Source organism: Kitasatospora sp. NPDC050543, assembly GCF_044457565.1.
In the GTDB taxonomy this organism is placed as follows: domain Bacteria; phylum Actinomycetota; class Actinomycetes; order Streptomycetales; family Streptomycetaceae; genus Kitasatospora.
The window spans coordinates 25,957-51,792 of record NZ_JBITGZ010000026.1 but is presented as its reverse complement, the minus strand read 5'-3'; the positions used below and the strand labels follow the sequence as shown (position 1 = coordinate 51,792).

At 73.3% G+C, this 25,836-nt stretch carries 21 protein-coding genes; 3 read left to right on the top strand and 18 right to left on the bottom strand.

From position 1 onward, the window contains the following. Window positions 1–355 precede the first annotated feature (355 nt). Complete coding sequence (locus ACIBH3_RS26950; RefSeq protein ID WP_396314662.1) at window positions 356–2,002, bottom strand: hypothetical protein; 1,647 nt, start codon at window positions 2,000–2,002, stop codon at window positions 356–358. Window positions 2,003–2,615: 613 nt separating this feature from the next. Then, window positions 2,616–3,413 (bottom strand): amino acid--tRNA ligase-related protein, encoded by a 798-nt coding sequence (locus ACIBH3_RS26945; protein ID WP_396314661.1) that lies wholly within the window; start codon window positions 3,411–3,413, stop codon window positions 2,616–2,618. A gap of 347 nt (window positions 3,414–3,760) precedes the next feature. Between ACIBH3_RS26945 and ACIBH3_RS26940 the strand changes: the two genes are divergently transcribed. Further along, complete coding sequence (locus ACIBH3_RS26940; protein WP_396314660.1) at window positions 3,761–5,029, top strand: ATP-binding protein; 1,269 nt, start codon at window positions 3,761–3,763, stop codon at window positions 5,027–5,029. Between the two features lie 57 nt (window positions 5,030–5,086). On the opposite strand, the gene hypE is transcribed toward ACIBH3_RS26940, so the two are convergent. From hypE to ACIBH3_RS26865, 15 genes are all read right to left on the bottom strand, one after another. Continuing rightward, complete coding sequence (gene hypE / locus ACIBH3_RS26935; RefSeq protein ID WP_396314659.1) at window positions 5,087–6,169, bottom strand: hydrogenase expression/formation protein HypE; 1,083 nt, start codon at window positions 6,167–6,169, stop codon at window positions 5,087–5,089. After that, a complete protein-coding gene (gene hypD, locus ACIBH3_RS26930; RefSeq protein ID WP_396314658.1) occupies window positions 6,162–7,286 on the bottom strand; it encodes a hydrogenase formation protein HypD in 1,125 nt (374 codons plus the stop codon). The genes hypE and hypD overlap by 8 nt, the downstream gene beginning before the upstream one ends. Then, the gene (locus ACIBH3_RS26925; protein ID WP_396314657.1) at window positions 7,283–7,693 is read right to left on the bottom strand and encodes a HypC/HybG/HupF family hydrogenase formation chaperone; all 411 of its coding nucleotides are present in this window, start codon (window positions 7,691–7,693) and stop codon (window positions 7,283–7,285) included. Before ACIBH3_RS26925 ends, hypD begins: the two co-directional genes overlap by 4 nt. A gap of 114 nt (window positions 7,694–7,807) precedes the next feature. Continuing rightward, window positions 7,808–10,222, bottom strand: a complete 2,415-nt coding sequence (hypF, locus tag ACIBH3_RS26920) for a carbamoyltransferase HypF (protein WP_396314700.1) — start codon at window positions 10,220–10,222, stop codon at window positions 7,808–7,810. 14 nt (window positions 10,223–10,236) lie between these two features. After that, a complete protein-coding gene (gene hypB / locus ACIBH3_RS26915; protein ID WP_396314656.1) occupies window positions 10,237–11,079 on the bottom strand; it encodes a hydrogenase nickel incorporation protein HypB in 843 nt (280 codons plus the stop codon). A 3-nt stretch (window positions 11,080–11,082) separates the two neighbouring features. Further along, window positions 11,083–11,529, bottom strand: coding sequence for a hydrogenase maturation nickel metallochaperone HypA (locus ACIBH3_RS26910; RefSeq protein ID WP_396314655.1), 447 nt, complete (start codon window positions 11,527–11,529; stop codon window positions 11,083–11,085). A gap of 140 nt (window positions 11,530–11,669) precedes the next feature. Then, window positions 11,670–11,774 carry a DUF6893 family small protein gene (locus ACIBH3_RS26905; RefSeq protein ID WP_396314654.1) on the bottom strand — a complete coding sequence of 35 codons (105 nt, stop codon included), beginning with the start codon at window positions 11,772–11,774 and terminating at the stop codon, window positions 11,670–11,672. A gap of 146 nt (window positions 11,775–11,920) precedes the next feature. Further along, window positions 11,921–12,463, bottom strand: coding sequence for a hydrogenase maturation protease (locus ACIBH3_RS26900; protein ID WP_396314653.1), 543 nt, complete (start codon window positions 12,461–12,463; stop codon window positions 11,921–11,923). Then, on the bottom strand, window positions 12,460–13,905 hold the full coding sequence (locus ACIBH3_RS26895; protein ID WP_396314652.1) for a hypothetical protein: 1,446 nt from the start codon (window positions 13,903–13,905) through the stop codon (window positions 12,460–12,462). Before ACIBH3_RS26895 ends, ACIBH3_RS26900 begins: the two co-directional genes overlap by 4 nt. After that, window positions 13,902–14,627 (bottom strand): DUF6084 family protein, encoded by a 726-nt coding sequence (locus ACIBH3_RS26890; RefSeq protein WP_396314651.1) that lies wholly within the window; start codon window positions 14,625–14,627, stop codon window positions 13,902–13,904. The genes ACIBH3_RS26895 and ACIBH3_RS26890 overlap by 4 nt, the downstream gene beginning before the upstream one ends. Beyond that, on the bottom strand, window positions 14,624–15,259 hold the full coding sequence (locus ACIBH3_RS26885; protein ID WP_396314650.1) for a DUF5947 family protein: 636 nt from the start codon (window positions 15,257–15,259) through the stop codon (window positions 14,624–14,626). The genes ACIBH3_RS26890 and ACIBH3_RS26885 overlap by 4 nt, the downstream gene beginning before the upstream one ends. Continuing rightward, entirely contained in the window at window positions 15,256–15,780 is a 525-nt protein-coding gene (locus ACIBH3_RS26880; protein WP_396314649.1) for a hypothetical protein, read from the bottom strand. The genes ACIBH3_RS26885 and ACIBH3_RS26880 overlap by 4 nt, the downstream gene beginning before the upstream one ends. Further along, the gene (locus ACIBH3_RS26875) at window positions 15,777–17,558 is read right to left on the bottom strand and encodes a nickel-dependent hydrogenase large subunit (protein WP_396314648.1); all 1,782 of its coding nucleotides are present in this window, start codon (window positions 17,556–17,558) and stop codon (window positions 15,777–15,779) included. Before ACIBH3_RS26875 ends, ACIBH3_RS26880 begins: the two co-directional genes overlap by 4 nt. Before the next feature lie 133 nt (window positions 17,559–17,691). Then, window positions 17,692–18,777, bottom strand: coding sequence for a hydrogenase expression protein HypE (locus ACIBH3_RS26870; protein WP_396314647.1), 1,086 nt, complete (start codon window positions 18,775–18,777; stop codon window positions 17,692–17,694). A 94-nt stretch (window positions 18,778–18,871) separates the two neighbouring features. Further along, window positions 18,872–20,617, bottom strand: a complete 1,746-nt coding sequence (locus ACIBH3_RS26865; protein WP_396314646.1) for a hydrogenase maturation protein — start codon at window positions 20,615–20,617, stop codon at window positions 18,872–18,874. A 328-nt stretch (window positions 20,618–20,945) separates the two neighbouring features. Between ACIBH3_RS26865 and ACIBH3_RS26860 the strand changes: the two genes are divergently transcribed. Both ACIBH3_RS26860 and ACIBH3_RS26855 read left to right on the top strand, forming a co-directional pair. Beyond that, window positions 20,946–22,394 carry a selenium-binding protein SBP56-related protein gene (locus ACIBH3_RS26860; protein WP_396314645.1) on the top strand — a complete coding sequence of 483 codons (1,449 nt, stop codon included), beginning with the start codon at window positions 20,946–20,948 and terminating at the stop codon, window positions 22,392–22,394. 182 nt (window positions 22,395–22,576) lie between these two features. After that, window positions 22,577–24,004, top strand: coding sequence for a DUF2252 domain-containing protein (locus ACIBH3_RS26855; RefSeq protein WP_396314644.1), 1,428 nt, complete (start codon window positions 22,577–22,579; stop codon window positions 24,002–24,004). Between the two features lie 61 nt (window positions 24,005–24,065). On the opposite strand, the gene ACIBH3_RS26850 is transcribed toward ACIBH3_RS26855, so the two are convergent. Beyond that, entirely contained in the window at window positions 24,066–25,718 is a 1,653-nt protein-coding gene (locus ACIBH3_RS26850; RefSeq protein WP_396314643.1) for an FAD-binding oxidoreductase, read from the bottom strand. Window positions 25,719–25,836: the final 118 nt, after the last annotated feature.

Genomic DNA, 25,836 nt, shown 5'->3' with positions numbered 1-25,836 from the left:
ATCCGGGCCGGAGCAGGGCAACCCAATCGATGGTAGCTCCGTCGGGCGGCCGGCGAAGGCCCGTGCTGCGCCCAACTGGTCGAGAACCGATCCTGACTGACTGTTCGTCAGTCGATGGTGGGCATGCCACGTAGGTCATATGACTGATGGTCAGTCGATCCGCACCGGCTTTCGAGAAGCCCCGAAAGAGTGACCCACGCCACTCCCGGGCGGCTCGATGCAGTCGAACGGATGTTCGGGGGTGGACGATCTGCCGTCCCCACCCCGAACATCCGGGCCCGGCGGCCGGTACGGCGGGCGCCGGGTGAGGGCGCCGGCCGGAGTCAGCCCGCCGGGCTCGGTTTGCGCACCGGGCTCAGTGCGCCGGGGGCACCGGGGCGGCGCTACCGCCCAGCAACGGCCACTCCCGGTGGAAGACCGGCAGCGGGATCTTCTTCTCGATCAACGGCGTCCCGAAGATCTTCAGGTGCGCGGACAGCGCGCCGTTCAGGTCCACGCCGCCGTAGAGCGCCCAGGCGCCCTTGACCTTCGGCGGGGCACCGGAGGTGTCCACCGACAGCGAGCCGTCCACCTGCGCGCGCAGGTACGGTTCGAGGGTCGCCTCGACACCCACAGTGTCGTACAGCCCGACGCTCACCTCGGCGCCGAGGCCGGCACGGACGGCGGCCTTGCCGTCCAGCTGGAAGCGGACCGGGGAGACCTTGGTGTCCCCCGGGTCGGTGGTCGGGGTCCAGCCGCTGCCGCCGGTGTAGTCCGCGCGGACCGCCCAGGCGCCGGTGAACTCCTGCTCGGCCGACATGGTGACCTTGCCGTCCGCGCTGATCTCCAGGAAGCAGGTCAGCCCGAGGTTCACCACGATCGGCATGCCGGCGACGGTGAGGACGGGGCTGGCGTGCAGCTCCGCGAAGGGCACCTTCAGCGGGGCCGCGCCGGTGCCGCGCTCGAACTGCCCGTTGATCTTCCACTGGGCGTGGGCGCCGAGGTCGAAGCCGATGGACGCCGTCCGCGGGCTGCCCGGGCCGGCCCCGTGGTACGCGAAGCGGACGGCGGGGTGCAGCTCGACCGAACCCGAGGCCTCGGCACTCGCGCCGCCGGGCAGCGGGATCGGGGCCTTCACGTCGACCGCCAGGGTGCCGGAGGCATCCGCGGTGGTCGTGCCGTTCTGCCGGCCGAAGGACGCCTTCACGTCCTTGACCAGCGGCGTCACCTGGACCGCGTGCGGGTCCACGGCGACCTGGCCGTCCGCCTCGGCGCCGCCGAGCAGCTCGGCCACGGTGGCCGGGCGGGTCGAGACGCTCACGCTGTCGGCGCTCGCCGGGTGCACCTCGGTGACGGCCACCAGTGCGCCCTTCGGCGCGGCGGCGGTCGGCGGGCTGGCGATCAGCTGGCCCGGCTTCACCGCGGCGGCCGGGCTCGACGCCTCGGCGGCCGACGGCGCCGCGGACACCGAGGACGCCGACGGCGCCGCGGAGGCGGCGCGCGCCGGGGCGGCCGGGCCGGACGACGATGCGGCGGCGGACGGCACGGCGGTCGGCACCGCGGATGGCGTCGTGGGCTGGGCCTGCCCCGCGCCCGGCGCCGCCGTTTGCGACTCCGGGGCGGGCGCGGTGGTCAGCACCGCGGTGCCGGCGCCGGGGTCGTAGGAGGCGAGCCGGATGTTCTTGGGCGCCGGGGCCACGGCGGGCCCGGCCTGCCCCGGGGTGCCGATGGCGAGCTGCTGGCTGCCCGGCTGGGCGGCCGTCACCGGCAGCACGCCCGCCGCGCCGGCGCGCGAGGGCGCGGCGGAGGACGGGGCCGCGGTGCCGGCCCGGGCCGCCGGCGATGCCTGTGCGGCACGGCCGGACGGTGAGGCCGCGCCGGTCGGTGTGGCGGAGTCCGTCACCGTCGAGACGACGAGCGCCGAGTTCTGCGGCACGGTGGCGGGGGCCGCGCAGGCGGCGCCGCCGAACACCAGCAGCGTGGCGATGGCAGGGCGAACGCCCGTACGTATGGAGCTGTTCAACAAGTCCCCTTCGGAGCGGCGGGCGAGACACACCGCCCCAGGTCGGTGGGCGCAGGCGGCACGGGAACGGCCGCCGCACGCTATGTTACTGACGAGTCATAAGCTTGTCGAAGACATGCAAAGTGCCCCGAGGGCCACCGGGTTCACCAAAGCGCCGATGGTGTAATGATCCTGAGGAGAGGTCAGAACGGGCTCACCCGGCGGGCTCGACCAGACCCCACCTTCGGCGGGTGTCACCGGCACCCACCCCCGCCGGACGGCGGGCGCGCAGCCCCCCGCACAGCGGGTCCGCGCGGTGATCGGCCGGGCCGTCGGCGCGAGGTGGCCATCGGTCGAGGTCCACACGGTCACCCCGGTCAACATTCGGTCAAAAGAGTGTGTTCATACCGTAATCGTGCACCGGGGCCCCTGACCCACCAGGTGGTCCAGTCCAACTCTGGGGGCAGCCGCCGCGTCCGGACCCACGCGCGCGCTCCCCCGGGGCAGGCAGCCTCCCCCACGCCCGCCTCCCGGGAGGTGCCCCCGTACAACGGGACGGACCACCCGTGACACCGCCACCCCCGGACGGGTCGTCACCGCCGACTCCACCCGCCCGGCGCCGCCCCGCCCGGCGTCACCAGCACATCCCGTCCCACCTCCGAAGCGCCGCCAGCGCGGCCTCCCGCCGCTCCGGGGTGACCCGCGCCCGCTCGGTGAGCAGGTAGTCCCCGACCGGTGTCAGCAGCAGCTCCCCCTCGCCGGAAGCCGCCTCCTCTCCCCCCTCCTCGCCGCGCTGGGACCCGTACCCGGCACCGCCCTCGCAGGCGCACCCGAACGGGAGCAGCCGGGCCTGGTCCCAGCCCTCGCGGGTGACCGTACGGCGCAGCAGCACCCCGCGCCGGGGGGCGATGACCCGCTGCGCGCCGGTCCGCTCCCGGCGGCGCAGCTCGGCCGCGATCTCGGGCTCCAGCGCGTTCCGTACCGCGGCCAGCGAGCCGAGCGGTACGTACCCGGCCGCGAGGTCCAGCAGCCGGGCGGCCTCGGGCGCCAGCCGGTACGCGGCCACCACCGGGGCGGTCTCGGGCAGCGCCGCCAGGGTGCCGCGCACCACGTGCCGCACCAGATCCTCCACCAGCTGGACGATCTGCTCCCGGGAGGCACCCGCCACCTCCACGTCGAGCTGGTGGAACTCGGCCAGGTGCCGGTTGGTGCCGGCCGTCTCCAGCGGCTCCAGCCGGACGTTGGGAGCGATGCAGAAGATCTTGTCGAATGCGCGCAGCGAGGCCTGCTTGTAGAGGATCGCGCTGGTCATCAGCTTGTAGCGGTGCCCGTAGTAGTCGATGTCGACCTGCTTGGACCCGCGCGCGCCGGGGTCGGTGACCGGCCCGATGATCGGCGGCAGCAGCCCCGCGTCTTCGCCGGCCTGAGCCATGTCACTTGCGGCACTGGGGATCGGACCGGCCGTCATACGGTCGGCTCTCGCTCCGGCCGGGGCGGTGGCCGCCGTCCGGTTTCCCTGAGAGGTGATGCTCCACGCCCCGGCTCTACGCCCGATCAACGGCCGATCACCGTGCCCGGGGCACGCCGGCGGCCGCCCCCGGCCCGCTCCCCGAGGGCCGTTCGACGGCGCACCGCCCCGGGTGCGCCGTCCGGGCGGGTCGCCACCCGCCGCAGCGCCCGTCACGGTCGGTGAGCGGCCACCGGTATGGTCCGCCCCCGCACCCGGGCGCCGCCGGGGCGATGATTGAACTGGCAGGCTGGCGAACCGGAGGCTTGAGCATGGCCGGCTGGCATGTGCGCGACTTCACCCCGGACGACCTGGAGGCCGTGGTCCGGCTGGACGCCGAGAGCGGCACGACCGACGCGCCCGCGGTGTTCGGCCTGTCCGACGTCGTCGCGGCCCTGCACGCCCTGCACCCGTGCGTGGTCGCGGTGGCCGACGGCCATCTGGTCGGGGCGGCGGTGGGCCGGGTGGAGGGGGACCGCGCCTGGGTGCTGCGGATCTGTCTGCACCCCGCCTGGCGCAACCTCGGCATGGGCACCGAGCTGCTGTCGGCCCTGGAGCACCGGATGCAGGGGGCCGGGGTGCGGACGCTGGCGACGGTGCTCCCGCCGGACGAGACCGGTGCCACCGCGCTGCGCAACGCGGGCTTCCGCCCCCGCGAGGGCCTCACCTACTTCGAGAAGGCCCAGGCGGTCACCGCCCAGGACGTGGTGCTGCTGGCCTCACTCGGCGCGCTGGTCCCGCCGAGTGGGCTCTGGCGCCGGCTCGCCGGGATGAGCGCCGAGAAGCGGCTCATCGAGCGCCGCCTGGTGCTGCCGCTGACCCACCCGGAGCTGGCCGCCCAGCACGGCGTCGAGCCGCCGCAGGCCGTGGTGCTGTTCGGCCCGCCCGGCACCGGTAAGAGCACCTTCGCCCAGGCGGTGGCCGGCCGGCTGGGGTGGCCGTTCATGGAGCTCTTCCCGTCCCGGCTGGCGCTGGAGGGCGGGCTGGCGGGCGGCCTGAGCCGGCGCTTCGGCGAGGTCGAGCAGCTGGACCACGTGCTGGTGTTCATCGACGAGGTGGAGGAGGTCGCGGGCCTGCGCAGCGAGGCGGACCCGGCGTTCGTCGGCGTGGTCAACGAGCTGCTGAAGTCGATCGTGCGCTTCCGGGACCGCGACGGCCGGCTGCTGGTCTGCGCCACCAACAACGTGGCCGCCCTCGATCCGGCGTTCCTGCGGCACGGCCGCTTCGACTACGTGCTGCCGATCGGGCCGCCCGACCACGAGGCCAGGTGCGCGCTGTGGTCCAGCTACCTGGCCAGGGCCGGGGCCGAGGTGGACGTCGCCGCACTCGCCGACGCCAGCGACGGCTTCACCCCGGCGGACATCGCGCAGGCCGCCCGTACCGTCGCCCAGGCCACCTTCGAGCTGACCATGGACACCGGCCGCCGGGCCCGCCCCACGACGGAGGACTACCTCGCCACCACCCGGCGCACCCGCCCCACCGTCACCGACGAGATGGCGGTGGAGTTCGCCGACCACACCGTCCGCTTCGGCCGCACCTGAGCACGGCGCGGCCCGGGGCGGCCGCCGTGCGCCGCACCCGGGCCGGCCCGGGGCCGCTCAGCAGATCCGCGGCAGCTGCTCCCCGATCGGCAGGTCGACCACCCGGGTGCCGCCCAGGCCGGTGCGGGCCACCACCATGCCGGGGTGCTCCGCCACCGCCTCGCCGATGACCGCCGCCCCCGCGCCCAGCGGGTGCGCCCGCATCGCCGCCAGGACGGCCTCCGCGTGCTCCCGGGGGACGAAGGCGACCAGCTTGCCCTCGTTGGCGACGTACATCGGGTCGAGGCCGAGCACCGCGCAGGCATTGGCCACCGGCGGCGGTACGGGCACCGCGCGTTCCTGGACGACCACGCCGACCCCGGCCGCCGAGGCGATCTCGTTCAGTGCGGCCGCCAGCCCGCCCCTGGTCGGGTCGCGCAGCACGTGCAGGTCGGGGGTGACGGCGAGCATGGCGTCCACCAGGCCGCCCAGCGCCGCGCAGTCGCTCTCGATCTCGACGCCGAACTCCAGGCCCTCGCGGACGCTCATGATCGCCACTCCGTGGACGCCGATTGCGCCGCTGACGATCACCACGTCCCCGGGCACCACCCGCTCCGGGCGCAGGTCCACCCCGGCCGGGATCAGGCCGATGCCGGCCGTGTTGATGTAGACGCCGTCCCCGTGCCCTGCCTCCACCACCTTGGTGTCGCCGGTGGCCACCTCCACCCCGGCCGCGCGGGCGGCCGCCCCGAGCGCCTGCGCGACCCGGGCGAGGACGGAGATCTCCACCCCCTCCTCCAGGATGAACCCGCAGGAGAGGTACGCCGCCCTGGCGCCGCTCATCGCCAGGTCGTTGACGGTGCCGTTGACGGCCAGGTCCCCGATGCTGCCGCCGGGGAAGAACAGCGGCCGTACCACGAAGGAGTCGGTGGAGAAGGCCAGCCGTACTCCCCCGAGCGTCAGGGCGGCGCAGTCGCCGAGCTGCGCCAGCACCGGTCCGCCGAAGGCCGGCGCGAAGACGTGCTGGACCAGCTCGGCGGACATCGCGCCGCCGCCGCCGTGGCCCATCACCACCCGGGGCTGGTCACGCAGCGGGACGGGGCAGGTCCACGCCAGGATGTCCGCGGCCTGGGCGGACCTGGGCAGGGTGGTGTCAGACAACGGGGGTCGCCTCCAGTCGCGGCGCGGCGACGTCGAGCCGCCGGTAGAGGTAGTACGCGGCGCAGGCACCCTCGCTGGAGACCATGGTGGCCCCCAGCGGGTTGCGCGGGGTGCAGGTGGTGCCGAAGGCCTCGCACTCGTGCGGCTTCAGCAGGCCCTGCAGGACTTCGCCGCTGCGGCACGCGGCGGGTTCCTCGGTACGGATCCCGGTGACGGAGAACCTGTGCTCGGCGTCGAACTCGCGGTAGCGGGCGGAGAGCCGCCAGCCGCTCTCGGGGATGACCCCGATGCCGCGCCAGGCCCGGTCGGTGACCTCGAAGACGTCCTCCAGCATCGCCTTGGCCGCCGGGTTGCCCTCGGGCCGCACCGCGCGCCGGTAGGCGTTCTCCACGGTGTGCTCGCCGCGCTCCAGCTGGCGCACGGTGCGCCGCACCCCCTCCAGGATGTCCAGCGGCTCGAACCCCGTCACCACGATGGGCACCCGGAACCGCTCCGCCAGTTCCGGGTACTCCTCGACGCCCATCACGCTGCACACGTGCCCGGCGGCGAGGAAGGCCTGCACCCGGCAGCTCGGGGAGCGCATGATCGCCTCGATCGCGGGGGGCACCCGCACATGCGAGACCAGCAGACTGAAGTTGGTGATGCCGAGCTTGCGCGCCTGGTACACCGTCATGGCGTTGGGCGGAGCCGTGGTCTCGAAGCCGATGCCGAAGAACACCACCTGCTTTCCGGGGTTCTGCTGGGCGATCCGCAGCGCGTCGAGCGGGGAGTAGACCACCCGGACGTCGCCGCCCTCGCCGCGGACCCGGAACAGATCGCGGTCGGTGCCGGGCACCCGGAGCATGTCACCGAAGGAGCAGAAGATCACCCCGGGGCGCGAGGCGATCTCCAGCGCCTTGTCGATCACCTCCAGCGGGGTGACGCACACCGGGCAGCCCGGGCCGTGGATCAACTCGACCTGTTCGGGCAGCAGTTGGTCGATTCCGTGCCGGATGATGGTGTGCGTCTGCCCGCCGCACACCTCCATCAGGGCCCACGGCCTGGTCACCGTGGCGTGGATGTCGTCGAGCAGGCGCCGGGCCAGCTCGGGGTCCTGGAACTCGTCGATGTACTTCACTGCCGGGCCTCCCGCACTGCCGCTGCCTCCACTGCCTCCGTCTGCGCCACCGGCTCCGCCTGCACCGCCGCCTGTTCCGGTGCCTGTTCCGGCGCCTGTTCCGCCGCCGCCCCGACGTCCCCCGGCCACGGCGCTCCGAGCTCCTGCGCGGCCTGCTCCCACGGGTCGCCGAACTCCTCCTGGAGCAGCCCGAGATTGGCGAACAGCTCCAGGGTGTGCCGGGCCGACTCCTCATCCAGCCGTTGCAGGGCGAATCCCACATGGACGATGGCGTACTCGCCGACCTGGAGGTCGGGGAGGTACTCCAGGCACACCTCCTTGACCACTCCGCCGAAGTCGACGGTGGCCATGCGGGTGCCGTCCCGCTCCTCGATGTCCAGCACTCGGCCGGGTACCGCCAGGCACATGGGTGGTTCTCCTCGCTGTGGGTACGATCCGTGGTCCGGCGCCACCACGCCGGGTACCGGCCGGCGATGGCCGGCCGGACATCGGCGGCCGGTGACGGACGGCCGGCACGGTGGTCAGTGGGCGGGCGCGCCCTGCGCGCGGGCGGCGACCATCAGCTGACCGAGCGCCAGCCCGCCGTCGTTCGGGGGTACGAGCCGGTGGCGCAGTACGGTGAAGCCGTCCTCCCGCAGCCCGCTCGCGCAGGCCGAGGAGAGCAGGGTGTTGGCGAACACCCCGCCGGTCAGGGCCACCACACCGAGCCCGTGCCGCTCGCGTGCCAGCGCGCAGGCCTGCCGCACCAGGCCGGCCACCGCCGCGTGGAAGCGCGCCGCGATCACGCCGGGCGGTACGCCCGCCCGCAGGTCCGCGACCACGGCGGCCAGCACCGGCGCCGGGTCGGCGGCCCGGGACGCCCCGCCCGGCTCGAACTCGAAGGTGTAGCCCGCCCGGCCCGGGCCGCCACCGCCGGGGCCGGGGCCGGCCAGCGCGGCCGCCTCCAGCTCGATCGCGGCCTGCGCCTCGTACCCCGCCAGGTGGCACACCCCGGCGAGCGAGGAGACCGCATCGAACAGCCGCCCCATGCTGGAGGTCGGCACACAGTTCAGGTCACGCTCCAACTGCCTTGCCAGCAGCCGCCGTTCCTCGGCCGGGCAGGCCGCCGCGCAGGGCAGGTCGGCCGTCCAGGGGATGCCCGCCGCCCGCAGATGGGCCAGCGCCATCCGGTACGGCCGCCGCACGGCGGCATCCCCACCGGGCAGCGGTACATGGGCCAGGTGCGCGAAGCGCCGGTACCCGTCGTAGTCGGCCAGCAGGATCTCACCGCCCCAGACCGCCCCACCGTCGCCGTACCCCGTCCCGTCGAAGGCGACGCCGATCACCCGCTCCCGACCGTCCAGGCCGTGCTCCGCCATCGCCGCCGCGACATGCGCGTGGTGGTGCTGCACCCGCATCAGCGGCCGGCCGTCGGCCCGGCGCTGCGCCCACTGCGCGGAGCGGTAGCGCGGGTGCCGGTCGGCCGCCAGGAGCTCCGGCCTGACGCCCGTGATCGCCTCCAACTGCCGTACGGCGTGCCCGAACGACTCCTGGGTGCGCAGGTCGTCCATGTCCCCGATGTGCGCGGACAGCCAGGCGCGGCGCCCCTCACCCAGGCAGAAGGTGTTCTTGAGGTCCCCACCGGCGGCGAGCGCCGCCCGCACCGGTAGCGGCAGCGCCACCGGCAGCGGCGCGTACCCGCGCGAGCGGCGGACCGTCAGCTGCTCGCCGTCGCAGACCCGCACCACGGAGTCGTCGCAGGGCACCTGGATCGGGCGGTCGTGTGTCAGCCAGGCGTCGGCCAGGTGGGCGAGGCGCTCCAGCGCCTCGCCCTCGTCGGTGACGATCGGCTCGCCGGACAGGTTCCCGCTGGTCATCACCAGCAACCGGGGCCCGGGCGGATCCCCCGGCAGCCCGAGCAGCAGGTGGTGCACCGGGGTGTACGGGAGCATGATGCCGAGGTCGGCGCTGCGCGGTGCCACCGCGTCGGCGGGTTGCGGCGCCCCGGGGTGCGTGCCGCGGGAGTCCGCCCGGCGGCGCAGCAGCACGATCGGGCGGACGCTGCCGGTGAGCAGCGCGCGCTCCTGCGGGTTCAGCCTGACCAGGTGCTCGATGTCACCGATCGCCCCGGCCATCAGCGCGAACGGCTTGTCGCCGCGCCCCTTGCGCCGGCGCAGCAGCTCCACCGCCTCGGTGTTGGAGGCGTCGCAGGCGAGGTGGTAGCCGCCGATGCCCTTGACGGCGAGGATCGCCCCGGCCGCGAGCAGCCGCCGGGCCTGCGCGATCGGGTCGGCGCCGAGGGCCGGCAGCGCGGGCCCGTCGTGCTCCGGGCGGGCGACCAGCAGGCTCAGCCGTGGTCCGCAGGCGGGGCAGGCGACGGGCTGGGCGTGGAAGCGGCGGTCGCCCGGGTCGCCGTACTCGCGGGCACAGTCGGCGCACATCGGGAACCGGGCCATGGTGGTGTGGGCCCGGTCGTAGGGCAGGCCGGTGACGATGGTGAAGCGCGGCCCGCAGTGCGTACAGGTGATGAAGGGGTGGCGGTGGCGGCGGTCGGCCGGGTCGGCCAGCTCGGCGAGGCAGTCGGCGCAGGTGGCGACGTCCGGGGAGACCAGGGTGCGGGCCCGGCCCTGCGCCCGGGAGAGGTGGATGGCGAAGCCGTCCTCGCCCCGGACGGGGAGCGGGCGGTGGTCGACGGACTCCACCAGGGCCAGCGGCGGTGCCTCGGCGGCGATCCGCTCGCAGAACCGGGCGACTGCGTACGGCGGGCCCTCGACCTCGGCGATCACCCCCTCGCCGGTGTTGGCGACCTGCCCGCTCAGGCCGAGACCGGTGGCGAGCGAGTACACGAAGGGCCGGAACCCGACGCCCTGGACGACGCCCCGCACCTCCACCCGCCTGCGCTCGACCGGTTCGGCGGCGGAGGCGCGCGCAACCACGGCGGTCGGCGGGCCGGCCACCGGCTGCGGGGCCGTCACGAACGCGGCTGCGCGAGGCCGCCGGGGACGGCCGGCACCGGGGACGCCGACGGGCGGTGGGAGTGCGTGCGGCTCGGGCCGGGCCCGTGCACGTGATCGTGCGAGTGCGAGTGCGAGTGCGAGTGACCGCCCTCGTGCTCGTGGGCATGCGGCGTCATGGCCATCACCGGGCGGTGGGCGGGAGCGCCCGCGCCGACGGCCAGCGCCCGGTCGAGCAGAGCGCCGAGGCCGGCGCCGCCGCGCGCCGAGGTCAGCAGCACCTCCACACCGGGGTTTACCTGCTGGACGTTGGCCCGGAAGGCCGCCTCGTCGAAGCCCACCGCCGCCGCGATGTCGGTCTTGGTCACCACGACCAGCTGCGCCAGCCCGAACGCGGTGGGGTACTTGAGCGGCTTGTCCTCCCCCTCCGTCACCGAGGCGAGCGCGACCCGCAGCGTCTCCCCGAGGTCGTAGGAGGCCGGGCAGACCAGGTTGCCGACGTTCTCCACGAACAGCAGCCGGGTGCCCGCGGGGAGCCACCCCTCCAGGTGGCGTCCGAGCATCCCGGCCTCCAGGTGGCAGAGCCCGTCGGTGAGTACCTGCTTGACCGGCACTCCGGAACGGGCCAGGCGCACGGCGTCGTTCTCGGTGGCCAGGTCGGCGGTCAGCGCCGCGACCGGCACCCCCCGCTCCCGGGCCAGCACCAGCTCCTGTTCCAGCAGCGCGGTCTTCCCGCTGCCGGGGCTGGAGAGCAGATTGACGACGACGGTGCCACGGGCTGCCAGCTCGGCGCGCAGCCGCTGGGCGCAATCGTCGTTCTTGGCGAGTACCGCCTGCTGAAGGTCGACCACACGACACATGGTTCAGCGCTCCTCGTGGATCCGTTGGCGGGCGTACTCCTGGGCCGGGGCGCGGTGTTCGTCCATGCCGTGCTCCGCCGCACCGCATGCGGCGACGGCCTGCCCGTCGTCCCACTGCACGCTGAGGATCTGCAGCTCGCGCCCGCAGAGCAGTTCGGCGGCGGCCGCGCCGCAGTGCGGGCAGCAGAGCTGCGGTGGCATGCCGACCGCCCACTCGTCCGCGCAGGAAGCGCAGCGGGCGCGGCCGGGCACGGTCTCGGGCAGCAGCGTGGCGCCCTCCAGTACCGTTCCCGCGCAGGCGAGTTCGAAGCAGAACTGCAGCGCGTCGGGCACGACCCCGGCGAGCTCTCCGACCTGGAGACACACCGAGCGGACGGCGGTGGCACCGCCCGTGCGGGCCGCCTCCTCCACCTGGCCGACGACGGCCAGCGCGATGGACATCTCGTGCATCGGGTGCCCTTCTGCCGCGCGTCCCGTCCGGGGACGGCCCGGCTCCATTACAGGGCGGGCCGCCCGGGGCGGCGGCCCGCCACGCCGCGCCGGCGGGCCCGGGCTACCCCGTTCGGTGCAGCCCGGGCCCGGCCCGGCGCTCACATCCGGCTGATCTTCAGGTACCGCTTGATGTCCGGCAGGAACAGCGCCGCCGCCAGGACCGCCAGGGCGGTGGCCACCCCGCAGAGGAGGGTCTTCTTCATGATGGTCTTCTCTCTTCTCGTCGGTTCACGGCCGACTCGTCAGGTCGTGCCCGCGCGTCGGTTCACAGCGTCGGTTCACAGCCGCTCGGCGGGTGCCGGCCGGCCGCCGGTTCGCGGCCGCCGTACCCGCCGTCCGGTCGGCGGCCTCAGTTCGCCGCCGGTCCGGCCAGGGCATCGGGCAGCAGCCGCGCCGGCCCGTCCTCCTCCAGCAGCCGGAGCACCAGTTGGACGGCCTCCGGCACCGCCTGGGCCACCGGGGGGCTGAGCCCGATGCCCTCCTCGACGCCGGCCGGCTCGCAGCCCACCACCAGGATGCGCCTGGGCGCGGTGCCACCGGTGCCCGCGCAGAGGGTGCCCAGCAGGGCCAGCACCGCGTCCGGGGACATCCGGTGCCCGTCCAGCAGGGCCTGGTCGGGTTCGATGTCACCGGGTGCGGCCGCCTCGATCAGGTAGAGGGTGCCGGGCGGACCGCCCCTGGCGGTGGCGTCGACCAGGATCAGCGTGTCGTACCCGTCCAGCAGCTGGTAGGCGAGATGGACGCCGCGCACTCCGACGTCCACCGTCTCCACACGGCCCGGCAGCGGCAGCGCGGCCAGACGGCGGACGGTCTCGACACCGAAGCCGTCGTCGCCGAGGAAGATGTTGCCGACCCCGGCGACCAGGGTCCGCGGGTGGTCCTGCGCGTTCACGCGTCCTCCAGGGGTGACACCTCGTCGGGCTGGAAGTAGAGGAAGCGGCCCTGCTCGCGGCGGATGTCCGCACCCGGGTCGCCATCGACGGTGACGGCCAGGTGCACCCCGCCGTCCACGTCGTGCAGCACCGCCTCGACCTGGGCGTCCAGCCCGTGCAGGAAGAGGTCCTGGGCGTCGGTGCGGCGGTGGCCGGGCAGCAGCCGTACCCTGCTGCCCGCGCCGACCGTCCGGCCCTCGACCAGCACGGTGTCCCGGGCGGGGTCGAAGCTGCCATCGCTCGCCGGATCCCACCACGGGGTCTCGGGCATCACCAGGTCGACCTCGTCCACCGAGGCGGCGGCCGAGGGCACCACCGTGGGACACGAAGCGCCGGGTTGGGTGACCTCGCGCAGCGTCCGGACGGCGCCGTGCAGCCGCTCCAGCACCTCGGGGGGCATCGAGTCGGCGAGGTCGATGACGGCCGCCGCCCGGTCGTCGGTGCCGCGTGCCTCGCGCTTCTCCTGGTCGGTCAGCGCGGCGGTGCGCAGGGCGAGGATCTCGTCGATCTCCAGCGCGTCGTAGAGCGCACCCGGGCTCTCCGGGGCGATCGCCGGGTGGTCCTCCAGGATGATCGGCGAGGAGAGCACCACGTCCGCCCGGCCGCACTCACCCGCCAGCACCGGCCAGGTGTGCAGGTTCTCGCAGGACGCGGCGGCGACCCTGGCCCATTCCGGCGGGTCGGCCATGGAGAGGAACGAGCCGCTGCTCAGGCCGAGCATCAGGTGCGCCGAGACCAGCGAGTGCGGCAGCGCCGCCTCACGGTCGGCCCCGGCGCCCTCACCCTGCGGTGCCCAGTCACCGGTGTTCTCCACCACGGCCGTCAGGCGCTGGACGGCGTACGGCCCGGGCAGCTCGGCGGCGCTCAGCCGGACGACGCCGTTCACCTCCTCCCGGCGGCGCAGCAGGCGGCCCACCGGGTTCCCAGCGCCGTCGCGGACGGCCTCGCTCTCCTCGTGCGCCGAGCGGGTGAACGCCAGGGTCCGTCCGTCGCCGGCCAGTTCGGCGACGGAGACGGCCAGTTGGATGCGCTCCTCGACGCCCTCGTCCCAGGGGGTCAGCACCCGGTCGGGCAGGTCCAGGGCGGGCACCGTCTCGTACCCGCCGTCGGGCAGCAGCCGCTGGACCGTCCGCCGCTGGGCGTGCAGGAAGCGCAGTTCGACATGGAGGGTCGCATCCACCCTGGGCTCCATCAGGCACTCGGTGCGCTGGAGGACGTGCTCGCCGCTGTCGGCGCCCCAGCCGGGCGGCACCAGGACGCCGAACTGCCAGCGCATCCGGTTCTTGGCCGCGGAGGCCCGGTAGGGGTACAACACGTAGCCCTCGAAGAGCACCGCGTCGGCGACCTGCCGGGCGGCGGCGAACCGGGTCTCCGGATCCGGGGTGAGGGTGGAGGTCGTCACGACACCGTCCTCTCGGTGACCAACGGCACCGAGGTACCGGAGAGCGTGCAGGCCTCGCCGCCCCGGGCCTGGTCCTCGCCGGCTCCCGCGGTGTCGAGCAGCGTCCGGAGGGTCTCCTCCCAGGAGGGCAGCGCCCGCCGGGAGCGGAAGGCCAGCAGTGCGTCCATGGTGTCCCTGGGCAGCCTGATCCAGCCGCACCCGGGAAAGTGCTGCTCGATCATCTCCTGCCAGACCGGGACGGGCAGCCGGCAGGTCGTCTCGCGGTCCCACGGCACCGGCTCGACGTTGAACCCGGCGGCGCCGGTGAAGGCGGTGCCGGAGAAGAGCATCAGCAGCGGCACCTCACCCTCGCTCAGGGCGTGGAAATACCGGCTGGCGGCGATGTCCAGGTCGTAGCTGCACGGCACCGGGAGGTCGATCTCGGTCTCCCCCGTGAAGCCGGGCACCACCATCGAGACCTGCGCGAACTGCAGCGGCTGGAGTGTCCTGCTCCAGCGCGAGCGTTCACCGAACAGGTCGGCCAGCGCGTCCGCCTCGGCGGGCCCGTAGCCACGCCGGGCCGGCTCGATGCGCAGCTGGCAGCGGAGCGCGATCGCGTGCACCCGGGCCGGCTGGGAGGGCTCCTGACCCGTGGCGGTGATCCGCAGCCGGAACAGCAGGGTCGGTCCGGCGGCGTAGCGGTCCGCCCGTACGCCGGTGCAGCTGAAGGCGAACTCGGTCACGTCCGGACCTCCCGGTCGGCCGCGCGCACCCTGCCGGTGACGTGCTCGAAGAAGCCGTCCAGTTCGGCCCGGGCCCGGGCGCCGCCGTCGAAGCCCTGCCAGTGCAGCCGCATCCGGCCGACCAGTTCATAGCAGATGTCGATCGGCACCAGGAAGCACTCGATCCGCCCCTCGGTGCGGCGCAGCAGCAGCGCCTCCACGTCGGGTTCGAGCAGTTGGGCGAGCCGGCTGGCGCCGAGCACGTGCTGCCAGGTGTCGGGGTCCAGTTCGCTCTCGGTCGCGCCGGCCGGGCTCGGGTAGAGCGCCACCAGCCGGTCCAGGTCGGCGTTGCGGAAGAAGAACACCACGCCGACCGGGATCTGGAGCTGCTCCCAGGCGGTGTCGTCCAGGCTGTGGTCGGGGTCGACCAGGTAGCGGCCGGGGACGGTGCGAAAGCGCCCGCCGGCCGCGCCGGTGCTCTCGAAGAGCAGCGCGCAGGGCGTGCAGGCGCAGGCCAGCGCGCGCTTCTCGGTGTCGACCAGATGCCGGTGGCCGTGACCGGCCAGCGGCACCGCGCAGAGCTCGCAGCGCTCCTCCCTGGGCGGCTTGGGTGCCACGAACCTGCGCAGCGACCAGTCCTGGCGGGCCGTCATGAAGCGTGCACCGAACCGGCGGCGACCACCGGCCGGGTGGAGATCTGCAGCAGCGCGGGCTCCTTGCCGCTGTCCTCCAGTTTCACCTGCGTCACTTCCGGCGCGAAGCACGCCATGGCGTCCTGGACGGCCTGCCGGGCCCCCTCGCCGGTGCTGGGGCAGCCGCAGCCGCCGGCCGAGACCAGCCGTACCCGCAGGGTGCCCGTGGCGTCGTCGTAGCCCGCCTGCTCGACCGAGTGGCCGCGTACGCTCGCCATGGCGCGGGAGATCCGCCGGGCGGTGTCCTCGGGGTGCAGGTCGTGCAGGACGAGCAGGCCGGCCGTCAGTTCGTCGCCCAGCAGCGCCGACACGGCCGGGCCGGTGCCCAGCAGCTCCACCATCCGGGCGAGCGCCGCGCCGTAGAAGTCCATCAGGACCCGGACCAGTTCCTCCGCGCTGTCGCGGGCCTCGCGCTCGCCGCTCGCCGCCAGCCGGTCGAGGATCTCCTCGACCCGCCGGCCGGCCTCCGCCGCGGCGCTCATCCGCCCAGCCCGCTCAGGCCGGTGGGCACGTGCATCTTCTGGACGCTCTTGCCCTCGCCGAGGTACATGTGGACGCCGCAGGGCAGGCAGGGGTCGAAGCTGCGCACGGCCCGCATGATGTCGATGCCCTTGAAGTTCTCCGGGGTGTTCTCCTCGAAGATCGGGGTGTTCTGCACCGCGTCCTCGTACGGCCCGGGGGTGCCGTAGGTGTCCCGGGTGCTGGCGTTCCAGGGGGTCGGCGGGTAGGGGTGATAGTTGGCGATCTTGCCGTCCCGGATCACCATGTGGTGCGAGAGCACGCCGCGGACCGCCTCGGTGAAGCCGACGCCCAGGCCCTCGTCCGGCACCTCGAACTTCTCCCAGGTCTGGGTGCGTCCGGCGCGGACCTCGGCCAGCCCCTTCTCGGCGAAGTGCAGGGCCACGGCGGCGGCGTAGGCCTGGAAGTACGTGCGGGCGCGGTTGCGCTCCAGCGCGTTGCTCCACTGCGGGATCTTCCACTCGAAGGTGGTCTCGGGCTTGGTCATGGTCTTCGGCAGGTTGATCACCACGCTGTGCCCGGTGGCCTTGACGTAGCCGATGTCGACCAGGCCGGAGAGCGCGGTGGACCACAGGCGGGCGATCGGGCCGCCGCCGGTGTCCAGCGCCAGGTAGTCCTTGCCGTCGAACCAGCGCGGCGACATCACCCAGCTGTACTTGTCGTTGAAGTCCCGCTTCTGCGGGGCGGGGATGGTGTGCTGGTTCCAGGGGTGGCGCGGGTCGACCGGGTTGCCGAGCGGGTCGTGGGTGACGAACTGCTCCTTGCCCTCCCAGTCCTGGTAGTACGAGCTGCCGAGCAGGATCCGGATGCCGAGGTTGATCTCGGTGAGGTCGTTGGTGACCAGCTTGCCGTCCACCACGATGCCGGGGGTGACGAACATCCGCCGGCCCCAGTCGGTCATGTTGCGGTAGGTGAAGTCGCAGTACTCGGGGTCGTTGAGCGCGCCCCAGCAGCCGAGCATGACCCGCCGGCGGCCGACCTCCTCGTAGCCCGGCAGCGCCTCGTAGAAGAAGTCGAACAGGTCGTCGTGCAGCGGGACGACGCGCTTCATGAACTCCACGTACCGCATCAGGCGGCTGAGGTAGTCGGTGAAGAGCTGGACGGAGGCGATGGTGCCGGTGCCACCGGGGTAGAGGGTGGAGGGGTGCACGTGGCGGCCCTCCATCAGACAGAACATCTCCCGGGTGTAGCGGCTGACCTGGAGGGCCTCACGGTAGAACTCGCCCTCGATCGGGTTGAGCGAGCGCATGATGTCCGCGATGGTCTTGTAGCCGTGCTCACCGGCGTGCGGCGCCGGAGTACGCTCGGCCTTCTCCAGCACGCCGGGGTTGGTCTCGCGGACCATCCGCTCGCAGTAGTCGACCCCGACCAGGTTCTCCTGGAAGATGTTGTGGTCGAACATGTACTCGGCGGACTCGCCCAGGTTGATGATCCACTCACCGAGGTTCGGCGGCTTCACCCCGTAGGCCATGTTCTGCGCGTACACCGAGCAGGTCGCGTGGTTGTCCCCGCAGATGCCGCAGATGCGGCTGGTGATGAAGTGCGCGTCCCGGGGGTCCTTGCCGCGCATGAAGACGCTGTACCCGCGGAAGACCGAGGAGGTGCTGTAGCACTCCGCGACCTTCTTCTGCTTGAAGTCGATCTTCGTGTGGATGCCGAGGCTGCCCACGATCCGGGTGATCGGGTCCCAGGACATCTCCACCAGGCCGCTGCCGTCTCCGGCCTTCGTCGTCTGAGTCATCGTGTCTGCCGTGCCCTTCTTGGTACGGGGAGGTCTGCGGTGAGATCTGCGGGGCGGTTCGGGTGCGAGCCCGGTCCCGGGCGGGGGCCCGGGGCCGGGCTCGGCCGGCCGGTGCTGACGAGGTGACCGCGCCTCACCAGGGCGGCCGGTAGCCGGTGGCCAGCTTCTTGCCCGTGTGGCGCCACTTGGGCTCCTTGTCCACCGTCCGGGCCGTGACCGCGCGCAGCGTGCGGATCACCGAGCCGTACGCGGCGCTCGCGGTGCTGGAGACCTTCGCCCCGGGCGGCTCGTCCATGAACGGCATGAACTTGTCCGGGAAGCCGGGCATGGTGCAGGCGATACAGATGCCGCCGACGTTGGGGCAGCCGCCGATGCCGTTCATCCAGCCACGCTTGGGCACGTTGCACTTGACCACCGGGCCCCAGCAGCCCAGCTTCACCAGGCACTTGGGAGAGTCGTAGGTGGTGGCGAACTGGCCCTGCTCGTAGTAGCCGGCCCGGTCGCAGCCCTCGTGCACGGTGGCACCGAACAGCCAGGTCGGGCGCAGGTGGTCGTCCAGCGGGATCATCGGGGCCTGGCCGGTCGCCTGGTACAGCAGGTACACCAGCGTCTCGGAGAAGTTGTCCGGCTGGATCGGGCAGCCCGGCACGCAGACGATCGGGATGCCGGCCTTGGACTTCCAGTTCCAGCCCAGGTAGTCCGGCACGCCCATGGCGCCGGTCGGGTTGCCCTCCATCGCGTGGATGCCGCCGTAGGTGGCGCAGGTGCCGATGGCGACCACGGCCAGGGCCTTGGGCGCGAGCCGGTCGATCCACTCGCTGGTGGTGATCGGCTGGCCGGTCTCGGGATTGTCGCCGAAGCCGCACCAGTAGCCCTCGGGCTTGATCGCCTCATTGGGGATCGAGCCCTCGATGACCAGTACGAACGGGTCGATCTCACCCCGCTCCCCCTTGAAGAACCACTCGATGAAGGTGTCGGCACCCTGGACCGGCCCGCACTCGAAGTCGATCAGCGGCCAGTGCACCGCGATCTTGGGCAGACCGGGCAGCGCGCTGAGTGCGATCTCCTCGATGCTGGGCTGGGTCGCGGCCGTCAGTGACACAGAGTCACCGTCGCAGCTCAGGCCGGCGTTGATCCAGAGGATGTGGATGGGGGGCTCCTCCTCGACGGATCGGGATGAGCCGGTGGTCTCGGCCGTGGTCGGAACTGTGGCACTCATTGCGAGGCCTCCTCGGGGAGGTGTGCGGGGAGGTGCGTGAGGACAACCCACACACCAGCCCCCAGCGTGCGCAACGGCGGGCCGCCGTGAGACATCAGAGACCGCCATTCCGGTGATGTGCCCCGGCCCGCCCGGGCAGCGGGACGGTCGCGGTACGGGCGCCCGGCAGCAGCTGCGCGGGCGTCCCGGGCTGTGCCTCCTTGCGGACGAAGGCCCGGCGCAGCGCGTGGTAGGGCTGCTCGGGATCGAAGAAGATCCGGCGCATCCGGGCCAGCTCCTGGGCGCGGTAGGAGGCCAGCGGTTTGACGGCCTCCTGGCGCTCGCGCTCCGCCTTCTTCGCCGCGATCCGGGCCTGCACGGCGGGCAGCGCCGCCGTCAGCGCGGCGAGGCGGGCCACCTCCGCGGCGAAGTCCTGCGGGCCGCACTCCACCAGCCGGTCGACCAGCCCGAGCCGCTGCCCGGTCGCGGCCGAGACCGGCAGCGCGCGACGCACCAGTTGCTCGGCCACGGCGTCACCGACCCGGCGGGGCAGCGAGTACGTCCAGTACTCCGAACCGTAGAGGCCCATCAGCCGGTAGTGCGGGTTGAGCACCGCGCCGGCCCGGCACCACACCTCGTCCGCGGCCAGCGCCAGCATCACCCCGCCCGCGGCGGCGTTGCCACCGAGCGCGGAGACCACCAGGCGGTCGGTGGTGGTCAGGACGGCCTCCACCAGGTCGTCCATGGCGTTGATGTTCGCCCAGGACTCCTCGGCGGGGTCGGCGGCCGCCTCGATCACGTTGAGGTGGATGCCGTTGGAGAAGAAGTCGCGGGCGCCGCCGAGCACCAGCACCGAGGTGGGCCGGGCACAGGCCGTGCGGTAGGCGGCCAGCAGGCGCCGGCACTGGGTGGTGCTCATCGCGCCGCCGGGGAAGGCGAAGGAGAGGAAGCCGGCCGGGCCCTCCTCCCGGTAGCGGATGTCCGTCCAGGTCCCCCCCGGCGGGTGGGGATCCGGCGGCGCGGGCACCTCGGGCAGGGCGGGCAGCCGGTCGACCAGCGCCAGGGTGGCGGGGAGCTTGAAGGTGGCCGGCCCGCCCGGGGAGCGGCGCGGGCGCAGCTGGGGGATCCACACCGCGCCGTCGGTGGTGGCCCGGCAGATCGCGCCGGCCCGGGTGGCCAACAGTTCACCTGGCCGGCCGCGCAGTTCGTCCTCCGGGTGACCGCCGTGCAGAAACCATTCGGCGCCGAGGAGTTCGTCCAGCACACCGGGATTGGAGTCACCCGCGCGCAGCTTGCGCAGCACCGTCCCGGTGGGGTCCGACTGCCAGTCGATCCGGCGCTGCTCCTGGCGCAGGTACGGCCGGGCGTGGCAGACCGTACCCTCCTGCGACTGCGGGACGTAGCTGCCGGAGGCGAATCGTTCCACCGCCAGCAGGACGGCGGTGAGCGCCGCGTCGGACACCTCGTTGCGGTACAGGTCGCTCTTGCCGACCGGCGGCACCGCGAGCTCGGCGGTGGCCCAGACGGGGCCGGCGTCCAGCTCGGCGGCCGCCTGGAGGACGGTGACGCCCCATCGGCCGGCCTCCTCCTGGACGGCCCAGTCGAGCGAGGAGGGTCCGCGGTCGCCCACCGGACCCGGGTGCACGACCAGGCAGGTGTGCGCGGACCAGACCTCCGGGGGGATGGCGGTCTTCAGCATCGGGGCGATGACCAGGTCCGGCTCGTACCGCTGGACGGCCTCGGCGAGTGCGCCCTCGCCGGAGTCCAGCACCACGGACACCGCGTGACCGCGGTCACCGAGTTCGGTGTGGACACGCTGCGTCAGACTGTTGAACGCGCTTGCGACCAGCAGGATGTGCAATGCATCCTCCCAAACTGCCCGCCGGCCCCGGGCGGGCCGGCCCGTGACCGGTTGTCGGCGGGGCGGTCGTCGCGCCCGGCCACCGGCGATCCTCATCCGGCCCGCGCGGGCGCCGGTCAAGGCGGGCCGGGATGTCACCCGAAAGCGGGCGGCCCGGGGAGGCCAGTTGGCGGTGGGGCCGGTGGAGCCGCAGAGCCGGTCCCGCTTCCGTGCGCCCTGTGCGCGCTCCGGTGTCTGTGGCAGGCTGCGAGGGCCGTGCCCCGGGTGCGGCAAGTTCTCTCTCACCGTCCGCGGCCCGCGCCGCACCAGATCGAGATGAGGAGCCGTGATGAGCGATGCCACCCGGAGCGACGGCGGGCCCGAGCACGGGCCGCAGGAGAGACGGCACACCGACCCGACGCTGTACCGCAGCCCGGCCGAGGCCGTCGCGGCGCCGCCGGAGAAGCTCGCCTACGTCGCCGGGTTCGACCGCTCGGCGAGCCGGCCGGACGCCCTCATCACCGTGGACACCGACCCCGGGTCGCCCACGTACGGGCAGGTGCTGAACCTGGCCGAGCTGCCCGGGCCGGGCGACGAGCTGCACCACTTCGGCTGGAACGCCTGCTCCAGCGCGCTCGCGCACACCTGCCACGACCGGCCCGAGCGGCGCTACCTGCTGCTGCCGGGCCTGCGCTCCTCCCGGCTGCACGTCATGGACACCCGGCCCGACCCGGTCCGCCCCCGGCTGGTCAAGGTGGTGAGCGCCGAGGAGCTTGCCGAGCGGGCCGGCTACTCGCGCCCGCACACCCTGCACTGCGGGCCCGGCGGCGTCTTCCTCTCCTGCCTCGGCGGCGCGGACGGCGCCGACGGGCCCGGCGGCGTGGCGCTGCTGGACCACACCACCTTCGAGGTGCAGCGCGCCTGGGAGAGCGAGCGCGGGCCACAGCGCTTCGCCTACGACGTATGGTGGCACCTGGGCACCAACACCGCCGTCACCAGCGAGTGGGGCACGCCGTCGATGGTCGAGGACGGTGTCGTGCCCGAGCTGCTGCTCGGCCGCAAGTACGGCCACGCGCTGCACTTCTGGGAGCTCGACTCCGGCCGCCACCTCCAGCGGGTGGAGTTCGGCGACGAGCACCAGATGGTGCTGGAGGTCCGCCCGGCGCACGACCCGGAGCAGGAGTGGGGTTTCGTCGGGGTCGTGGTCAGCGTGGAGGACCTCTCCGCCTCGGTGTGGATCTGGTACCGGGACGGCGCCGCCTTCGCCGTCCGCAAGGTGATCGACATACCCGCGCGGCCCGCCAAGAGCGAGGATCTGCCGCCGGCCCTCCAGCCCTTCGGCGCGGTGCCGCCGCTGGTCACCGACATCAACCTCTCGGTGGACGACCGCTGGCTCTACGTCTCGGCCTGGGGCACCGGCGAGCTGCTGCAGTACGACGTGCGCGACCCCTTCCACCCCCGGCTGACCGCGACGGTCCGGCTCGGCGGCATCGCCGCCGGCGCCCCGCACCCCACCGCGCCCGACGTTCCGCTCACCGGCGGACCGCAGATGGTGGAGCTGAGCCGGGACGGCCGGCGGGTCTACCTCACCAACTCGCTGTACGGCTCCTGGGACGACCAGTTCTACCCCGGCGGGATCGACCCGTGGATGATCAAGCTGGACGCCGACACCACCCACGGCGGCCTGGTGGTCGACCCCCGCTTCTTCCCGCACGGCGCGGACTTCCACGGCCTGCGGGTGCACCAGACGCACCTGTCGGGCGGTGACGCCTCCTCGGACTCCTACTGCTACCGCTGACGATCGCCCGTTACCGGCCCGGCCCGGGGGCCGGTACGGGCGCGACAGTCGGTCGTCACCCGCCCAGCACCGGCGCGGCCACGCTGACCAGCGAGTATCCCCACTTGCCGGGCGGCAGATGATGCCGGATGCGCACCGCACCAGGATGATCGGAGGAGTTCCACTCGCTGAGGAGGACCTCGATGAGCCCGAACCAGCCCACCGCCGTCGGCGCCGTGCCGCACCGCACCCCCGAGGAGCGCGCCGAGCGGGGCCGGGCCGCCCGCAAGCAGACGCCCCGCTCCAGCCACGCCGACTTCGAGCCCGCCGCGAAGCGCCCCGACCCGGTGGACGTCCTGGAGCGCCAGTCGGCGGCCAGGCTGCCCGACCTCGTCCCGATCCGCTACGGCAGGATGACCGAGTCGCCGTTCCGCTTCTACCGCGGCGCCGCGGCCATCATGGCCAACGACCTGGCGGACACCCCCCGCTCCGGCATCAAGGCGCAGCTGTGCGGGGACGCCCACCTGCTGAACTTCCGGTTCCTGGCGTCCCCGGAGCGCAACCTGCTGTTCGACATCAACGACTTCGACGAGACGCTGCCCGGCCCGTGGGAGTGGGACGTCAAGCGGCTGGCGACCAGCATGGTCATCGCCTCGCGCGCCAACGAGTTCACGGACGCGGAGCGCCATGCCATCGTGCTCACCACGGTGCGCTCGTACCGCACCTGGATGCACACCTTCGCCGGGATGCGCAACCTGGACGTCTGGTACGCCAGAGCCGACGAGGACCGGCTGCGGGCGGCGGCCGCCGAGCAGTTGAAGAAGCGCGGCCGCAAGGTGCTGGATCGGGAGATGGCAAAGGCCCGCACCCGGGACAGCCTGCAGGCCTCAGACAAGCTCACCGAGGTGGTCGGCGGGCAACGGCGGATCGCCGCGGACCCGCCGCTGCTGGTGCCGATCACCGACCTGCTGCCGGACGTCGAGCGCAGCGCCCTGGTGGCCGAGCTGACCACGCTGCTGGACCACTACAGCCACTCGCTGCCCACCGACCGCCGCGCGCTGCTCGGGCAGTTCCGGGTGGTGGACGTCGCACGCAAGGTCGTCGGGGTGGGGAGCGTGGGCACCAGGTGCTGGATCATCCTGCTGCTCGGCAGGGACGGCGACGACCCGCTGTTCCTCCAGGCCAAGGAGGCCGACACCTCGGTGCTCGCCCCCCACACCGGCGCCAGCAAGTACCAGAACCAGGGCGAGCGGGTGGTCGCCGGGCAGCGGATGATGCAGGCCGCGAGCGACATCTTCCTCGGCTGGGAGCGCGTGGACGGCATCGACGGCAAGCGGCGCGACTTCTACATCCGCCAGCTGCGCGACTGGAAGGGCATCGCGCAACCGGAGCAGATGCTGCCACGCGGGCTGGAGGCATTCGGCGAGCTCTGCGGGGCGACCCTGGCCCGCGCCCATGCCAGGTCCGGCGACCGGATCGCCATCGCGTCCTACCTGGGCCGCAGCGACAGCTTCGAGCGGGCGCTGACCCGCTTCGCCGAGAGCTACGCCGACCAGAACGAGCGCGACCACCAGGCCCTGAAGGAGGCCGTCCGCTCCGGCCGCGTCACCGCCGCGCCCGACCCGGACTGACGGGCGGCGGGCGCGGCGGGCGCTCAGCGGTGGTGTTCCACCGGCGCGCGCGGGCGGGCGCTCAGGCCGGTGCGACGATGGACTGCTTGTGGTGGAACACGTTCCCCCGGTCCCAGTCGCGCTTGACCTGCTGGAGCCGCGGATAGTTCTCCTTGTAGTACAGGCGCGGGTAGCTCGGCGCCGGGTCGGTGGCGATGCCGAGGTCGACGTCCGGGTAGTTGACGTAGGCACCGTCCGTGCCCAGGTCGCGGGTCGCGTCGCTGATCTCCGGAACGCCGCCCGTCTCCCGGTAGACGTCCTGGTAGAAGCCCCGGAGGAACTCCAGGTGGGCCTCGTCCTGGGCGGGGACGGTCCAGTACGTCTGGTACTGCAGCTTCATGCAGGAGTCGCGCTGGGGTACGGCGGTGGTGCACGGGTCGACGGCGTTGATGCGGCAGCCGTAGGAATCGATCTGGACCAGCGTCTGGGTCAGGTCCAGTCCCGGGACGTCCCTGGTCAGCCAGGTCCAGGTGGCGGCGATGTTCTCGTCCGAGAACGGCTTGCGGTGGTAGGCGGACTTGTACTTGCCGCGCTGGTTGGCGCCCGACCCGTTGAGCGTCTGGGTGGCCTGGAGCCAGGGCATCTGCCGGCGGCGGTCCGGGTAGGGCAGGAACAGGCCGCCGGCCTCGGCCAGTTGGACGGTCGCCGGGGTGTCCAGGCCGGACTCGATCGCGGCCAGGAACTCGTCCAGCGGGCCGGTGTCCTCCCCCACCCACTGGCTGAACAGCGCGATGTTGCCGTTGGTGCGGTGGGTGAGCTTGAGGATGCTGAACAGCCGGTGGTAGACGGGCTCACGCGCGGAGCTGTGCGCGGCGAAGAACTCGCCGAAGTTCTTCATCAGCCGGCTGAAGTCCTCCGGCTTCTTCAGGATGTCGGCCCACGGCCAGGCGATACTGCTGAGCCAGACCCGGGCGGGCGGCTTCGGCAGCTCGGCGAAGTAGTACCGCAGCACCACCCCGAAGTTCCCGCCCCCGCCGCCGGTGTGCGCCCAGAACAGCTCGGCGGTGGCCGAGCCCGCCTCGTCCGAGCGGTGCGCGCTGGTGACCTCGACCCGGCCGCCGCGGACCGTGACGACGTCCACCTGCACCAGGTGGTCGACGGTCAGCCCGTCGCGCCGGCTGAGGACGCCGTAGCCGCCACCGCAGATGTGGCCGCCGGCGCCGACCGAGTAGCAGGACCCGGCGGGCAGCGTCACGTCGTACCGGCGGAACAGCTGGGTGTACACGTCCCAGTTGGTGGCACCCGCCTCCACGCAGTAGGTGGTGGCACCGTACTTGTCCTTCGTCCGGTACACGCCCTTCCTGGTGCTCAGGTCGAGGATGGCGCCGCCGGTGTTCTCCACGAAGTCCTCGTAGCAGTGCCCGCCGCTGCGCACGGTGGGCCGTAGGCCTCGGTCGAGGGCCTCACGGACCGCCGACACCGCGCCCGCGTCGTGGGCGATCAGCTGGATGTAGCGCGGCTCGCTGGTCCAGCGCTGGTTGAAGCCCTGGCTGAGGGTCTCGTACCGGCCGTCCCCCGGCAGCACCCTCAGGTCGCCGGGATCGCCCGGGGCGGCGGCGTCACCCGTCGCGGCTGCGGCCCACGCCCGGCCAGGGGCCAGCGCGGTGATGGAGGCGCCGGCGGCGACCGCACCGGCGGCGCCCAGGAGTCCGCGTCGTGAAACCTCGTGATCCACTGTCGACTCGCCTTCAGCAGGGGATGGGGAGCCGGTGGACCACCGAGGGCGGAGCAGCACAGGAGGTTCGCTGACGAACCTTCAGCTCACCCGGATCCCCGGCGCACCGAGGCTAGCA

What these genes read in the sequence shown, in the direction of transcription:
- ACIBH3_RS26945 (WP_396314661.1), bottom strand. Translation starts at nt 3,413, where the DNA reads ATGGCTCAGGCCGGCGAAGACGCGGGGCTGCTGCCGCCGATCATCGGG.
- ACIBH3_RS26940 (WP_396314660.1), top strand. Translation starts at nt 3,761, where the DNA reads ATGGCCGGCTGGCATGTGCGCGACTTCACCCCGGACGACCTGGAGGCC.
- ACIBH3_RS26925 (WP_396314657.1), bottom strand. Translation starts at nt 7,693, where the DNA reads ATGTGCCTGGCGGTACCCGGCCGAGTGCTGGACATCGAGGAGCGGGAC.
- hypB (WP_396314656.1), bottom strand. Translation starts at nt 11,079, where the DNA reads ATGTGTCGTGTGGTCGACCTTCAGCAGGCGGTACTCGCCAAGAACGAC.
- ACIBH3_RS26910 (WP_396314655.1), bottom strand. Translation starts at nt 11,529, where the DNA reads ATGCACGAGATGTCCATCGCGCTGGCCGTCGTCGGCCAGGTGGAGGAG.
- ACIBH3_RS26905 (WP_396314654.1), bottom strand. Translation starts at nt 11,774, where the DNA reads ATGAAGAAGACCCTCCTCTGCGGGGTGGCCACCGCCCTGGCGGTCCTG.
- ACIBH3_RS26885 (WP_396314650.1), bottom strand. Translation starts at nt 15,259, where the DNA reads ATGACGGCCCGCCAGGACTGGTCGCTGCGCAGGTTCGTGGCACCCAAG.
- ACIBH3_RS26880 (WP_396314649.1), bottom strand. Translation starts at nt 15,780, where the DNA reads ATGAGCGCCGCGGCGGAGGCCGGCCGGCGGGTCGAGGAGATCCTCGAC.
- ACIBH3_RS26875 (WP_396314648.1), bottom strand. Translation starts at nt 17,558, where the DNA reads ATGACTCAGACGACGAAGGCCGGAGACGGCAGCGGCCTGGTGGAGATG.
- ACIBH3_RS26870 (WP_396314647.1), bottom strand. Translation starts at nt 18,777, where the DNA reads ATGAGTGCCACAGTTCCGACCACGGCCGAGACCACCGGCTCATCCCGA.
- ACIBH3_RS26860 (WP_396314645.1), top strand. Translation starts at nt 20,946, where the DNA reads ATGAGCGATGCCACCCGGAGCGACGGCGGGCCCGAGCACGGGCCGCAG.
- ACIBH3_RS26855 (WP_396314644.1), top strand. Translation starts at nt 22,577, where the DNA reads ATGAGCCCGAACCAGCCCACCGCCGTCGGCGCCGTGCCGCACCGCACC.